The sequence below is a fragment of the Micromonospora sp. NPDC092111 genome (assembly GCF_044755745.1).
GTDB lineage: Bacteria > Actinomycetota > Actinomycetes > Mycobacteriales > Micromonosporaceae > Micromonospora.
Map to the genome: position 1 here is coordinate 74,976 of NZ_JBIVRQ010000008.1, position 13,012 is coordinate 87,987.

15 protein-coding genes are annotated in these 13,012 nt (G+C 72.8%); 7 read left to right on the forward strand and 8 right to left on the reverse strand.

The genetic code is table 11. The features are described from left to right. The first annotated feature begins 56 nt into the window (after positions 1-56). On the forward strand, positions 57-812 hold the full coding sequence (locus ACIQG9_RS17825) for a TetR/AcrR family transcriptional regulator (protein WP_400403406.1): 756 nt from the start codon (positions 57-59) through the stop codon (positions 810-812). 52 nt (positions 813-864) lie between these two features. After that, positions 865-1,374 carry a peptide deformylase gene (gene def / locus ACIQG9_RS17830; RefSeq protein WP_400403408.1) on the forward strand — a complete coding sequence of 170 codons (510 nt, stop codon included), beginning with the start codon at positions 865-867 and terminating at the stop codon, positions 1,372-1,374. A gap of 18 nt (positions 1,375-1,392) precedes the next feature. Here the strand turns inward: def and ACIQG9_RS17835 are convergent, their stop codons facing one another. Then, positions 1,393-2,184: a GNAT family N-acetyltransferase gene (locus ACIQG9_RS17835; protein ID WP_400403411.1), complete on the reverse strand. Its 792-nt coding sequence runs from the start codon at positions 2,182-2,184 to the stop codon at positions 1,393-1,395. Between the two features lie 4 nt (positions 2,185-2,188). Further along, a complete protein-coding gene (locus tag ACIQG9_RS17840) occupies positions 2,189-2,548 on the reverse strand; it encodes a winged helix-turn-helix transcriptional regulator (protein WP_400403413.1) in 360 nt (119 codons plus the stop codon). A 97-nt stretch (positions 2,549-2,645) separates the two neighbouring features. Here ACIQG9_RS17840 and ACIQG9_RS17845 point away from each other — a divergent pair, with 97 nt between their 5' ends. Continuing rightward, positions 2,646-3,260 (forward strand): malonic semialdehyde reductase, encoded by a 615-nt coding sequence (locus tag ACIQG9_RS17845; RefSeq protein ID WP_400403415.1) that lies wholly within the window; start codon positions 2,646-2,648, stop codon positions 3,258-3,260. A 25-nt stretch (positions 3,261-3,285) separates the two neighbouring features. On the opposite strand, the gene ACIQG9_RS17850 is transcribed toward ACIQG9_RS17845, so the two are convergent. Further along, positions 3,286-4,059 (reverse strand): sulfite exporter TauE/SafE family protein, encoded by a 774-nt coding sequence (locus ACIQG9_RS17850; RefSeq protein ID WP_400403418.1) that lies wholly within the window; start codon positions 4,057-4,059, stop codon positions 3,286-3,288. Between the two features lie 186 nt (positions 4,060-4,245). Between ACIQG9_RS17850 and ACIQG9_RS17855 the strand changes: the two genes are divergently transcribed. Continuing rightward, the gene (locus tag ACIQG9_RS17855) at positions 4,246-5,025 is read left to right on the forward strand and encodes an endonuclease/exonuclease/phosphatase family protein (protein ID WP_400403421.1); all 780 of its coding nucleotides are present in this window, start codon (positions 4,246-4,248) and stop codon (positions 5,023-5,025) included. A gap of 4 nt (positions 5,026-5,029) precedes the next feature. On the opposite strand, the gene ACIQG9_RS17860 is transcribed toward ACIQG9_RS17855, so the two are convergent. The 3 genes from ACIQG9_RS17860 to ACIQG9_RS17870 form a co-directional block, all read right to left on the reverse strand. Then, positions 5,030-5,920, reverse strand: a complete 891-nt coding sequence (locus ACIQG9_RS17860) for a bifunctional 5,10-methylenetetrahydrofolate dehydrogenase/5,10-methenyltetrahydrofolate cyclohydrolase (protein ID WP_400403423.1) — start codon at positions 5,918-5,920, stop codon at positions 5,030-5,032. Between the two features lie 168 nt (positions 5,921-6,088). Continuing rightward, entirely contained in the window at positions 6,089-7,084 is a 996-nt protein-coding gene (locus ACIQG9_RS17865) for a tyrosine-type recombinase/integrase (RefSeq protein ID WP_400403426.1), read from the reverse strand. Between the two features lie 641 nt (positions 7,085-7,725). Then, positions 7,726-8,454, reverse strand: coding sequence for an SDR family NAD(P)-dependent oxidoreductase (locus tag ACIQG9_RS17870; protein WP_400403429.1), 729 nt, complete (start codon positions 8,452-8,454; stop codon positions 7,726-7,728). A 78-nt stretch (positions 8,455-8,532) separates the two neighbouring features. Here ACIQG9_RS17870 and ACIQG9_RS17875 point away from each other — a divergent pair, with 78 nt between their 5' ends. From ACIQG9_RS17875 to ACIQG9_RS17885, 3 genes are all read left to right on the forward strand, one after another. Beyond that, positions 8,533-9,360 (forward strand): patatin-like phospholipase family protein, encoded by an 828-nt coding sequence (locus ACIQG9_RS17875; protein WP_400403432.1) that lies wholly within the window; start codon positions 8,533-8,535, stop codon positions 9,358-9,360. Positions 9,361-9,404: 44 nt separating this feature from the next. Further along, the gene (locus ACIQG9_RS17880) at positions 9,405-9,863 is read left to right on the forward strand and encodes a peroxiredoxin (protein ID WP_400403435.1); all 459 of its coding nucleotides are present in this window, start codon (positions 9,405-9,407) and stop codon (positions 9,861-9,863) included. Positions 9,864-9,930: 67 nt separating this feature from the next. Continuing rightward, positions 9,931-10,620 carry a hypothetical protein gene (locus tag ACIQG9_RS17885; protein ID WP_400403438.1) on the forward strand — a complete coding sequence of 230 codons (690 nt, stop codon included), beginning with the start codon at positions 9,931-9,933 and terminating at the stop codon, positions 10,618-10,620. 50 nt (positions 10,621-10,670) lie between these two features. Here ACIQG9_RS17885 and eis read toward each other — a convergent pair whose 3' ends face one another. Both eis and cydB read right to left on the reverse strand, forming a co-directional pair. Next, positions 10,671-11,879, reverse strand: a complete 1,209-nt coding sequence (gene eis / locus ACIQG9_RS17890; RefSeq protein WP_400403441.1) for an enhanced intracellular survival protein Eis — start codon at positions 11,877-11,879, stop codon at positions 10,671-10,673. Between the two features lie 124 nt (positions 11,880-12,003). Next, complete coding sequence (gene cydB / locus ACIQG9_RS17895; protein ID WP_400403444.1) at positions 12,004-13,002, reverse strand: cytochrome d ubiquinol oxidase subunit II; 999 nt, start codon at positions 13,000-13,002, stop codon at positions 12,004-12,006. Between the last annotated feature and the right edge of the window lie 10 nt (positions 13,003-13,012).

Sequence of the window (13,012 nt, forward strand, 5' to 3'; positions counted from 1 at the left end):
CGTCCTTCCCATCGTTGCCGTACACCATACGGTACGCCGGACGGTAGGGTGTCGCCATGAGCGTCGAGTACAGCGGCACCGGTGATCCCGCGCGCAGCCTCGCCCTGCTCTGGCGGACCCGGGAGAAGACCAGCCGCCGGGGCGGCGACCTGAGCGTCGACCGGATCGTGCGGGCCGCCATCGGGGTCGCCGACACCGAGGGACTGACCGCGCTGTCCATGCGCCGGGTCGCCGAACGCCTCGGGGTGGGCACCATGTCCCTCTACACCCACGTGCCGGGCAAGGGCGAACTGCTCGACGTCATGCTCGACACCGTCCACGGCGAGACCCCCCGGCCGCCGGACGTCCCCGGAGGCTGGCGTGCACGGCTGGAACGCATCGCCCGGGACAACTGGGCGTTGTACCTGCGCCACCCGTGGCTGGTGCAGGTCGCCACCACCCGCCCCCCGCTGGGCCCCCACGTCACCGCCCGCTACGACTACGAGCTGCGCGCCGTCGAGGGCATCGGCCTGACCGACCTGGAGATGGACGCGGTGGTCACCCTCGTCGACTCCTACGTCCACGGCGCGGCCCGCAGCGCGGTGGACGCCGCCCAGGCCGCCCAGCGCACCGGGATGACCGACGAGCAGTGGTGGCGGGCGCACGCGCCATACCTGGAACAGGCGATGGACCCGGGCCGGTTCCCGACCGCCGCCCGGGTGGGCGCCGCCGCCGGCCAGGAGTACCAGGCGGCCACGGACCCGGCCCGGGCGTTCGAGTTCGGGCTGGCCCGGGTGCTCGACGGCATCGCCGTACTGGTCGCCGACCGGTGACACGGTGGGGTGCCGGTACCGCCGCCGGTAACGCACGGATAGCCTTCCGGGCATGACCGTACGCCCGATCCGGATCATCGGTGACCCCGTCCTGCGCACCGCCTGCGAACCGGTGACCAGCTTCGACACCGAGTTGCAGCAGCTGGTGGACGACCTGATGGACACCCTGCTCGGCGCGCCCGGCCGCGCCGGGGTGGCCGCCCCGCAGATCGGGGTAAGCGCGCAGGTGTTCGTCTACGACGCCGACGGCCACCGGGGCCACCTGGTCAACCCCACCATCGAGCTGTCCGAGGAGTCGCAGGACGACGACGAGGGCTGCCTGTCGATCCCCGGGCTGTACTTCCCGACCCGCCGGGCGATGCACGCCACGGTGCGCGGCGTCGACCGGCACGGCGAGCCGTTGACCATCTCCGGCAGCGGGTTCCTGGCCCGGGCGTTGCAGCACGAGACCGACCACCTGGCCGGCCGCCTCTACGTCGACACCCTGCACGGCGACGTCCGGCGGCGGGCACTGCGGGAGATCCGCGCCGGCCGGTTCGACTCGCCCAGCCGACGCCGCTGACCGCCCCGGCGGGCCGGTTCAGCCGGCGGAGGCCGGCCCGCCCACGACGGTCAGCGTGTACTCGCCGAAGTCGGCGACCCGGGTGAAGCCGAGCCGCTCGTAGAGGCGCACCGCGGACGTGTTGCCGGCCCTCACGTTGAGCGTGACGTGGTCGACGCTGTCGCGAAGCCGGACGCCGAGCCGGGCGACCACCGCGGTGGCCAGGCCACGCCCGCGCGCCCGGGGATGGGTGGTGACGTTACCCAGCGCGGCCACCCGGTAGGTCGGCGACCACACGTGCACCCCGGCGACCGCGACCAGGTCGCCACCCTCACGTACGCCGATGTAGTGGCCGGTGTCGAGCATCCGTGGGTCGAACCAGTTACCCGGGTAGGCGGCGGCGTAGAGGGCGCGCAGCGCGGGCAGGTCGGCGCGGCCGAGCACCTCCCCGGCGCCGGGGACGGCGGCCAGCCGGGTCGGGTCGGCCAGCGCCATCCGGTGGTGCGCCCCGGCCGGGGTGACGGCGTACCGGCGGGCCAGGGTGCCTTCCAGGCCGGGGGACAGGTGCGCGTAGAGCCGGGCGGGCAGCACCGGGCCCAGCTCGTCGAGCAGCGCGGCCAGACCCGGCCGGTCGGCGTCGGCGGCGAAGGCGAGCAGCACCGGCTCGTCCGTGCCGTGGTACAGCAACGCCACCTGCTCACCCCGGCGGAACCACGAGGTGTACGGCCAGAAGAAGTCGTCGAGGTCGCCGAGCTGGTAGGCGTGCAGCACCGGGTCGCGGCGCAGCAACTCGGCCAGGACGGCCCGGTCGTGTTCGGCGCGGACCGGCACGGGGTCAGCAGCCGCCGGTGGTGGTGGTGGCGGGCAGGTTCTCGTCGGCCCACCGCGACAGCGCCTGTAGCGCCGGCAGCAGGGCGGCGCCCCGCTCGGTGAGCTGGTAGCTGACGCCCAGCGGGGGACCCTCGCGCACGGTGCGGCTGACCAGGTCGACGCGGGCCAGCTCGCCGAGCCGGTCGGACAGCACCGACTCGCTGATCCCGGGCAGCGCCCGGGACAGCTCGGCGAAGCCGGCCGGGCCGCTGGCGAGCGTCCCGATGATCATGCCGTTCCACCGCTTGCCGAGGAACGCGAACGCGCGGGCGAGGCCCCCGGGGCAGGCGAGGGGCACGCCACCGACCGGAGGGCACGTCGTCATCCGCCCAGCATACGTGGTCTTCAACTCACCCCCTGCACTACTAAAAAGCTAGCTGCTAGCGTTGTCGCAGTCAGCTCTGCCGCGACCGGAGGAACCCATGACCGACGTCCTGCCCGACCACCTCATCACCCTCAACGCCCAGGCCCAAGCCCAACTGTTCACCGAAGCCCGCACCGCGAACACCTTCACCGACGCCCCAGTCGGCGACGACCAACTCCGCGCCATCTTCGACCTGGTGAAATACCCGCCCACCGCGATGAACATCCAACCCCTGCGAGTCCTGTTCGTCCGACCCGGCGACGGCCGCGACCGACTGCTCCGCCACGTCTCCGAGGGCAACCAGGCCAAGACCGCCACCGCCCCCGTCGTCGCCGTACTCGCCGCCGACACCGACTTCCACGAACACCTGGACACCGTCTTCCCGATCCGCCCCGGCATGCGCGACCACTTCGCCGCCGACCCCACCGGCCGGGAGAACATGGCCCGGTTCAACGCCGGCCTACAGATCGGCTACTTCATGCTCGGCGTCCGCGCCGCCGGCCTCGCCGCCGGCCCGATGGCCGGCTTCGACCCCGCCGGCGTCGACGCCGAATTCCTCACCGGCACCGGCTGGAAATCCCTACTACTGGTCAACATCGGCCACCCCGGCCCCGACGCCTGGTTCCCCCGGCTACCCCGCCTGGACTACGACACCGCCGTACGACACGCCTGACACAACCCCAGCGGCCGGCCGGCGCTCAACCGGCCAGCCACTGGTCGTAACCCAACTTCCCCACCAGCGCCAACACCACTACCAACAACACCACCCGCACGAAACCCGCACCCCGGCGCAACGCCATCCGCGCCCCCACCGCAGCCCCCGCCACGTTGCACACCGCCATCGCCGCCCCCAACAACCACCACACGTGCCCGCTCGCGGCGAACACCACCAACGCCCCCAGATTCGTACCGGCGTTGACCACCTTCGCCATCGCCGAACCCCGCACGAAATCCGCACCCACCAACGCGGTGAACGCCAACACCAAAAACGTGCCGGTACCCGGCCCGATCAACCCGTCGTACAACGCGATCCCCACCCCGGCCACACCCACCGCCACGACCACCCGCACCCGGGTCCGCCGCGCCGGCACCGACACCGTGCCCAACCGGGGCCGCACCAACACGAACACCGCCACCGCCACCAACACCACCAGCACCACCGGCCGGTACGCCCCCGCCGGCACCGACCCGGCCAACGCCGCCCCCACCCCGGCACACACCACCGCCAGCACCGCCGCCGGACCCACCACCGCCCAGTCGACCCCCGTCCGACGGGCGAACGTCACCGCCGCCGTGGACGTCCCCGCGATCGCCGCCAACTTGTTCGTCCCCAACGCCGTCGCCACCGGCACCCCCGGCGCGGCCACCAACAACGCCGGCAACAACAACAGACCACCCCCACCCACCACCGCGTCGACCCAGCCAGCCATCGCGGCCGCGGCGAGCAGGGTGGTCAGCGACAGAGGATCCACGGGCGGCATTCTCCCCACCCACCAACACCACCCGCCCGCCCCTGTGGTCCACCTCACCGGCCACTCAGCGACCCCGCCGCCGCCGCAACCACACCCCCACCGACCCCACCGCCACGAACAGCAGCACCGAACAACACAACAGCTTGAGCACCGGGCAACTGTGCCACGGCCACGTAGGGTGCAAAGGTGCGCCTGGCGACGTTCAACCTGCTGCACGGCCGATCCCTGACCGACGGACTCGTCGACCCCGACCGGCTCACCGCCGCCGTCCGCACCCTCGACGCCGACGTACTCGCCCTCCAAGAAGTCGACCGCGACCAGTCCCGCAGCGGCAACCTCGACCTCACCGCCATCGCCGCCCGCGCCCTCGACGCCCCCGAACACCGCTTCGCCGCCGCCGTCGTCGGCACCCCCGGCGAACAGTTCCGCCCCCTACGACACGACGACGACGGCCACGGCGAACCCTGCTACGGCATCGGCCTGGTCAGCCGCCACCCCGTGCGCTCCTGGCAGGTCACCCGCCTCAAACCCGCCCCCGTACGATCCCCGATCTACGTACCCGGCCCCGGCGGCGGACTCATGCTGCTCCGCGACGAACCCCGGGTGGTACTCGCCGCCGTCCTGGACACCCCGCACGGCCCCCTCACCGTCGCCGCCACCCACCTGTCCTTCGTCCCCGGCTGGAACGCCCACCAGCTACGCCGAGTGGTCAAGGCCCTACGCGCGCTACCCGCCCCACGCATCCTGCTCGGCGACCTGAACCTGCCCGCCGGCCCGGCCCGGCTGCTGACCGGCTGGCGACCCCTGGGCCGCCACCCCACCTACCCGGCCGCCGCACCCCGCGTGCAACTCGACCACATCCTCGCCGACCGACACGGCCTCGACCGGCTACCCCCGGTCACCGCCGTCGACACCCCCCACTCGACGATCTCCGACCACCGGCCCCTCATCGTCGACCTCGGCTGACCCGTCAACCCCGCCCGGTCGCCCGCTGCGCCGCCCGCAACGCGTTACGGAACAACATCGCCACCGTCGTCGGCCCCACCCCACCCAGCCGCGGCGTGATCGCCCCCGCCACCTCGGCACACGACTCGTCCACATCCGGCAACAACCGCCGCCCCTCGTACCGCACCCCGCCACCGACGACCACCGCACCCGGCCGCACATGCTCCGGCCGCACGATCCCCGGCACCCCCGCCGCCGCCACCAGGATCTCCGCCCGCCGGGTGTACCGGGGCCAGTCCGCCACCCCGGTGTGCACCACCGTCACCGCCGCGTTCGCCGTCGGCCGCTTCTGCGCCAACAACATCGCCAGCGGACGACCCAACGTCGCCCCCCGACCCAGGACCACCACCTCCCGCCCCGACACCGGCACCCCGTGGTACGCCAGCAACGCCTCGATCCCCGCCGGCGTACACGGCAACGGACCGGGCAGCCCCAACGCCAGCCGACCCATGTTCACCGGATGCATCCCGTCCACGTCGGAGTCCGGATCCAGCACCTGCAACGCCCGGTCGTAGTCCAACTGCCCCGGAATCGGATGCTGCACCAACACCCCGTGCACACCGGCGTCGGAGTTGAAATCCTCCAACACCCGATGCAGATCGGACTGCGTCGCCGACGCCGGCAGGTGCACGTGCGGGGAAGCGAAACCCAACTCCGCCGCCTGCCGCTGCTTGATCCGGATATACCCCGCACTGGCGTCGTCGTCACCGACCAGCACCGTCGCCAACGCCGGGGTCACCCCGACCGCGCGCAACGCCGCCACACCCTCGGCCACCTCGGCCAACACCTGCTCCGCCACCGGCCCACCGGGCAGCAGCCGGGCCGTACCGGGGGCGGGGGAAGAGGAAACAGACATGACTCACCTCGACCACGGAGGCCCAGGCGGTCGACCCCCGCGACGAGCTCCCCGATGGTTGACCCATCCCCGTGCCGCCAGTCGCATCCACCCCCACCCTGCCACAACCCCACCGGCCCACGACGACAGGGCAGCACCGACACCCCGACCGGCAGCGGTCACCACACCTCACCCCCCGGGCACCAACCCGGCCAACACCCGATTGGTCCGGTTCGACCGCACCGCCGCCCGCTGCTGACCCGCCGTCACCTCGATGTACGTCTGCGACGACGCCAACGACGCATGCCCCAGCAACCGCATGATCTCCGCCGCACTCGCCCCGTCCTCGGCCAACCGGGTCGCGAACGTGTGCCGCAACGCGTGCAACCGCGCCCCCGACGGCACCCGGTCGGTGATCCCCGCCCGCCGATAACAGGAATCCACCAGGTACTGCAACCCACCCCGGCGCAGCGCCTCGCCCCGCCGGTCCACCAGCAGCACCGAGTCCGGCCGCACGCTACGCGCACCGAACCGCCGCCGCCGACTGTCCAGGTAGACCCGCACCACCTCGTCCAGCTCCGGCTCCACCGGCACCACCCGGGGCCGGCCGCCCTTACCCGCCACGTCCACCCGCCGCTCGCCAACCCGCCCCGACAGCGCCGACACCCGCAGGGCCAACAGCTCCGACAGCCGCAGCCCGGCGCAGAGCGCCAACGCCAGCACCGCCACGTCCCGCTCCGGCCACGGATCGCGCTGCCGGCCGTCCTCCCGGGAGACCGAGGCCAGCAGCACCTCCGGGGTGTCCTCGCCGCGCAACGGCTTGGGCTGGGGGAGCGGGGTACGGGGGCGGCCCACCGCCGGCATCGGATTGCCCGCCACCACCCCCTCGGCCACCAGGAAGGTGAAGAAGCTGTTCCAACTCGACCAGGCCCGGTGCACCGAGGACGCCGCCCGGGGAGCGGCGAACCGGGCGAACGCCGCCCGCATCACCCGGGGGGAGAGGGTCGAGATCATCAGGTCGTCGAGGGGGCGGGGCGGGGTGGCGTCCTCGCCGGCCAGCGAGGCGATGCCGCGCAGGTCTCGCCGGTACGCCTCCAGGGTGTGCGGGGAGGGCTTGCGGGTGGCTCGCGCGGTCAGGAACTCCTCGATGAGCCGCCCGACCGATTCGTCCTGTTTGTCATGCATAAGGGATATTATGCATGTTCCTCAGGTTCCCGGCGACCCCACAACGCAGGGGAGCGGCGGAACGTCACGGCCGGGCGGACCCCCGCTGGGCGGCGCACCGCACCGTCCGCCCGGAATCTGCCTGTTCGCCGCCGTGCCGCTACCTGGCCGGATTTTCGGCCGGGTCGGCCAGGCCGCCCGTCGCGGCGCGACCAGGCGTCGCGTCGATGGACTGCGGCGGGTTGCCCGTCCTGGTCGCCATGGATGTCGCGGGGAGCGCGGCAATATGCGGCCTGCGTACGGTCGGCCGGACTGGTTACCCCGGCTACGCCCTCGGAGGGGGCCCCGATCAGGTCAGCTTTACATAATGCACATTATCGAACCGCATGTCGGGGGACTCCGAGGCCAGTAGTGGCCGGGACTGCCGGCCGTCACACGAACCTCAGCACACCGCAAGACGGCAGCGCCGGCCCGACCCGGGGCGCGCCCTGGTCGACACCGGCGCACCGCCCGGCCCGACCGGTCGATCACACGGGCCGACGCCCCACCCACCCGGCTCATCGACCAGTTACCCGCCTGGCAGCCGGGTGCGCACCGCTCTGATCGCGTACCCGGCGTCCGCCCGGGTTGTCTGTTCCGGCCGGTGCGGCGGGCCGCACCGGCTACAGGCCGCCGGCGACGCGCAGCACCGTCCCGGTGGTGTAGGTGGCGTCCGGGCCGAGCAGCCAGGCGACGGCGCCGGCGACCTCGTCGGGTTCACCGGCGCGACCGAGCGGGATGCGTCCGACGGCGGTGTCGGCGCGGTCGGGTACGCCGGAGTCGGCGTGGATGTCGGTGCGGATGATGCCGGGGGCGACGGCGTTGACCCGGATACCGCGCGGGGCGAGTTCCTTGGCCAGGCCGACGGTGAGGGTGTCGGTGGCGGCCTTGACGGCGGCGTAGTGGATGTACTCCCCCGGGCTGCCGAGGGTGGCGGCGGCGGAGGAGATGTTGACGATGGCGCCGCCGTGGGTGAGTCGGCGGGCGGCCTGTTGGGCGCAGAGGACGTAGCCGATCAGGTTGACGTCGACGACCCGGCGTAGGTGCTCGGCGCGGAGTTCGGTGAACGGGCCGATGGGGCTGGTGACGCCGGCGTTGTTGACCAGGCCGGTGAGGGGGCCGAGGTCGGCGGCGGCGGCGAAGAGCCGGTGGATCTGGTCGGGGTCGGTGGTGTCGGCGGGTACGGCGACGGCGCGGCGGCCGTGGCGTTCGACGTCGGCGACGACGGTGGCGGCGGCGGCGTGGTCGCGGCGGTAGCCGATGGCGACGTGGTGCCCTTCGGCGGCGAGCCGCCGGGCGGTGGCGGCGCCGATGCCGCGGCTGCCGCCGGTGATGACCGTGACCGGATTCAATGCCCCGCTCCCCCTGTGCGCTGTGCGCCGACGCTACCTTCTGCGGCACGGGACGGGCATGGAGAGGGTGGTCATCCGATGACGCGGGCGTTGGTGCTGGGTGGTGGCGGGGTGACCGGGGTGGCCTGGGAGTGGGGGCTGCTGGCCGGGTTGGCGGAGGGTGGGGTGGTGTTGGCGGACGCCGATCTGGTGGTGGGCACGTCGGCGGGTTCGGTGGTGGGGGCGCAGTTGTGCGCGGGTCGGCCGGTGGTCGAGTGGTACGAGGCGCAGTTGGCGGTGGCGCGTGGTGAGGTGGCGGCGCGGTTCGGGGTGGCGGCGGTGGCCCGGTTGGTGTGGGCCGGTGGCCGGTCGCGGGATCCGGTGCGGGCGCGGGCCCGGGTGGGGGCGATGGCGTTGGCGGCGCGGACCGTGTCGGAGGTGTCGCGGCGGGCGGTGATCGAGGCCCGGTTGCCGGACCGGGTGTGGCCGGCGCGGCGGTTGCTGGTGACGGCGGTGGACGCGGGTTCGGGTGAGTTCGTGGTGTTCGATGCCGGTAGCGGGGTGTCGCTGGTGGACGCGGTGGGGGCGAGTTGCGCGGTGCCGGGGGTGTGGCCGCCGGTGACGATCGGGGATCGCCGGTACGTCGACGGTGGGGTGCGTTCGGCGGTGAACGCGGATCTGGCGGCGGGTGCGCGGCGGGTGGTGGTGTTGGCGCCGACGACGGCGGGGTTCGGGCCGATGCCCCGGTTGTCGGCGCAGTTGGCGGCGTTGGGGTCGGCGGCGCGGGTGGTGGTGTCGCCGGATCGGGCGGCGCGGGCGGCGATCGGTCGTCACGTGTTGGATCCGGCGCGGCGGGCGGGTGCGGCGCGGGCCGGGTTCGCGCAGGGGGTGGCGGTGGCCGAGGAGGTGGCTGCGGTGTGGGGTTGATCGCTTACGCTCACCGCGCGTCGGACGAGCTGCGGAGGTGTGTGGTGGCGGTGGGTGTCGGTGATCTGGTCGAGGATTTCGTGTTGCCGGACGAGACGGGTACGCCTCGGCGGTTGTCGGAGTTGCTGGCGGTGGGGCCGGTGGTGTTGTTCTTCTACCCGGCGGCGATGACCCGGGGGTGTACGGCGGAGTCGTGTCACTTCCGGGATCTGGCGGCGGAGTTCGCGGCGGTGGGGGCGCAGCGGGTGGGGATCAGTCGGGATCCGGTGGCCAGGCAGGCGGAGTTCTCCCGGTTGCATGGGTTCGACTTTCCGCTGTTGTCGGATGTGGACGGTGTGGTGGCGCGGGCGTTCGGGGTGCGGCGGCGGTTGCCGTTGGGGCCGTTGGGTACCCGGCGGATGACGTTCGTGATCGGTCGGGATCGGCGGGTGCTGGCGGTGGTCCGTAGTGAGCTGGGGATGAACGAGCATGCGGACGAGGCGTTGCGGGTGCTCGGGGGTTGATCTTCCGGTTGTCGTAGCCGGCTGGTATCAAGGCAGGAATCAAACACGTGTACGGAAGAGGGCTGTGATGGCGGGCCAGGGTTTGTCCGATGACGAGGTGCAGGGCATCCGGGAGGCGTTGGCGGCGGGTCGGAAGCCCAAGGTGGTGTTCACCGCGTCGGCGGGGCAGATCGCCGGGCAGGTGGGTCAGGTGGTGGAGTTGACCGATCCGGCGGTGTCCGACGAGTTCGTGGTGGTGCGGTTCGGGCGCGACGAGTTGCCCTTCTCCCCCGCTGATGTGGCGGTGGCGCCGCGTGGTGCGGGGCGGCGGGTGGTGGAGCCGAAGGTGGAGTCGGTGGAGGAGCCGGTGGTGCCGGTGGTGCCGGAGTTCGTGTTGGACACGCCGCGGGTGCCGGTGGCGCGCCGGGAGGAGCCGAGGGTGGAGTCGGAGCAGCAGGTGGAGAAGCCGGCGCCGCGTCGTCCGGCGAAGGTGGCGAAGCCGAAGGGTCCGGCCGGGTTGACGGTGACGCTGGCGTACGCCGACGGTGAGTGGACGGTGGCGGCGCAGCAGGGGGTGAAGGCGCTTGCCAAGCCGTACGTGGTGAAGCCGGCGGAGGCGTTGAGGATGGTGGCGTTGGTGGATGTGCCGGGGGTGCAGGAGGCGGTGGAGCAGATCCTGTCGGCGGAGCGGTCGGAGGCGGAGCAGCAGGCGGAGAAGCTGCGGGCCGAGTTGGCGGAGATCGAGGCGCGGTTGGCGGAGTTGCGCGAGGCCCGTTGAGGGGTCGGGGTGCCGGGCGGGTGGGTTCGCCCGGCACCGTGCGGGGTGGGTCAGAAGTAGTCGCCGAGTTGTGCGGGTCCGCCGGCGGCGAGTAGGTCCAGGGTGGCGGGGTCGGTGCCGGGGCTGTGGTGCAGCAGGCCGGTCTGGGCGACGGTGCGGGCGGTGGCGGTGCCGGTGTAGAGCAGGGCGAAGCCGCGTACGGTCAGGTGCAGGTCGGCGTCGGTGTCGGTGCGGCGTAGTTCGGCGGTGCCGTCGGTGATTTCCAGTTGCCAGGTGCCGGTGTTCCAGTCGGCGAGTGGGTCGTCGAGGGTGAAGGTGGCGGTGCCGCGGATGTGTGCGGGCCAGCCTCGGTCGGTTACCGCGCGGGTTACGTCGACGGGGCGGTGCATCCAGGTGTCCTGCTGGTGTTCGCGGGCTTTCTCGACGGGCAGGTGGGCGGTGAGGGGGTCGCCGGGCGGCAGGGTGAGCCGGAGGGTCGGGGCGACGCTGTGCCAGCTCGCGAGGGTGCTGACGAGTTCGCGGGCGGCGTCGGCGGTGGTGGCGGCGAGGTCTTCGACGGTGAGTGTGCCGTCGGGGCCGTAGCCTCGGCCGCGGTCCCAGCCGGCGTAGCCGGTGAGGTGGCCGTCGTGTTCGACGAGGGTGAGGCCGTCGAAGGGCAGGGTGCCGGTGGCGGTGGCGCGGGCGCGGTGGTGGTCGAACAGGGGTCCGCGGCGGGTGAGGAGGCCCCGGCGGTGCCGGGCGGTGCGTTCGTACAGGTCGTCGACGGCGGGTAGGTCGTCGGGGCTGCCGGGGCGGACGGTGAGGTGTGGGGCGGGGCGGTGGCGGGTCAGCAGGGCGGTGGGTAGGTCGACGGTGCGTAGGGTCCCGGCGATGTCCCAGCCGCAGGCCCGGTAGGGGGCGGCGACGGTCGGGTAGAGGGCGCTGACGGCGGCGCCTCGGTCGTGGGCGCCACGGAGCAGGGCGGTGAGCAGGGTGCGGGCGACGCCCCGGCCGCGTGCCTCGGGGGCGACGGCGACTCCGGCGACGTCGGCGGCGGTGACGGTGCGGCCGTCCCACCACTGGTCGTGGTGCAGGTCGACGGCTTTGCCGATGAGGCGGCCGGTGGTGTCGAACGCGCCGTAGCGGGTGGTGCCGGGGGTGGCGGTGGTGGCCTGTGGTGGTGGTTGTGGGTCGGAGCCGAAGGCGAGCCGGCCGAGCGTCCAGGCGTCGGTGTGGTCGTGCTCGGTGAGTTCGCGGACGTGCGGGGGGCGGCTGTGCATCCGGCGACGATAGCGGTGGGTGGTGGGGGCGGCGAAGCGGTTTCGGTGGGGTGGACGCTGCGCGGGGCCGGTGCGACCCCCTCGCACCGGCCCCGCGTCCTCGCGCCCCGCACGTGCGCGTGTTTCAGTGTTGCGGGATGTTCTGTACCCCGATTCGCTTGCGGAACACCCAGTAGGTCCAGCCTTGGTAGGCCAGCACGATGGGAGTGAAGATCACCGCCACCCAGGTCATGATCGTGAGGGTGTAGGGGGTGGAGGCGGCGTTGGTGGTGGTGAGGGTGCCGGCGGTGTCCAGGGTCGAGGGCATGACGTTGGGGAACAGGGCCGCGAACAGGGTCGCGACGGCGAGTGCGATGGCCATGGCGGTGCCGGTGAATGCCCTGCCCTCGCGGCGGGCCCGGGCGGCGGCGAGTCCGGCGAGCAGGGCGAGCGCGGCGCCGACGGCGAGCACGACGGCGGTGGTGCTGGAGCGGATGGTCAGGGTCCAGGTCAGGAAGGCGACGGCGGTCAGGGCGGTGCCGACGCCGAGTTTGACGGCGAGGGTGCCGGCGCGGTGGCGGATGTCGCCGGTGGTTTTGAGGGCGATGAACACCGCGCCGTGGGTAAGGAACAGGGTGGCGGTGGTGATGCCGCCGAGTAGGGCGTACGGGTTGAGTAGGTCGAGGAGGCCGCCGACGTATTCGTGGTCGGCGTCCAGGGGTACGCCGCGCAGGATGTTGGCGAAGGCGACGCCCCACAGGATCGCGGGGATGAGTGAGCCGAGGAAGATCGCGGTGTCCCAGCGGCGTTTCCAGGAGGTTTCGGGGCGTTTGTGTCGGTATTCGAAGGCGACGCCGCGGGCGATGAGGGCGAGCAGGATGAGTAGCAGCGGCAGGTAGAAGCCGGAGAACAGGGTGGCGTACCACTCGGGGAAGGCGGCGAACATGGCGCCGCCGGCGGTGATCAGCCAGACCTCGTTGCCGTCCCAGACCGGGCCGATGGTGTTGATCAGGACGCGGCGTTCCCGGTCGTCGCGGCCGAGTACGGGTAGCAGCATGCCGACGCCGAAGTCGAAGCCTTCGAGGATGAAGTAGCCGGTGAAGAGGACGGCGACGAGGAGAAACCAGACGGTGGTCAGTTCCACGGTGGGCTCC

Excerpts from the sequence above, each read along its gene's own strand:
- ACIQG9_RS17825 (WP_400403406.1), top strand. The coding sequence starts at position 57 with ATGAGCGTCGAGTACAGCGGCACCGGTGATCCCGCGCGCAGCCTCGCC.
- def (WP_400403408.1), top strand. The coding sequence starts at position 865 with ATGACCGTACGCCCGATCCGGATCATCGGTGACCCCGTCCTGCGCACC.
- ACIQG9_RS17840 (WP_400403413.1), bottom strand. The coding sequence starts at position 2,548 with ATGACGACGTGCCCTCCGGTCGGTGGCGTGCCCCTCGCCTGCCCCGGG.
- ACIQG9_RS17845 (WP_400403415.1), top strand. The coding sequence starts at position 2,646 with ATGACCGACGTCCTGCCCGACCACCTCATCACCCTCAACGCCCAGGCC.
- ACIQG9_RS17860 (WP_400403423.1), bottom strand. The coding sequence starts at position 5,920 with ATGTCTGTTTCCTCTTCCCCCGCCCCCGGTACGGCCCGGCTGCTGCCC.
- ACIQG9_RS17865 (WP_400403426.1), bottom strand. The coding sequence starts at position 7,084 with ATGCATGACAAACAGGACGAATCGGTCGGGCGGCTCATCGAGGAGTTC.
- ACIQG9_RS17875 (WP_400403432.1), top strand. The coding sequence starts at position 8,533 with ATGACGCGGGCGTTGGTGCTGGGTGGTGGCGGGGTGACCGGGGTGGCC.
- ACIQG9_RS17885 (WP_400403438.1), top strand. The coding sequence starts at position 9,931 with ATGGCGGGCCAGGGTTTGTCCGATGACGAGGTGCAGGGCATCCGGGAG.
- eis (WP_400403441.1), bottom strand. The coding sequence starts at position 11,879 with ATGCACAGCCGCCCCCCGCACGTCCGCGAACTCACCGAGCACGACCAC.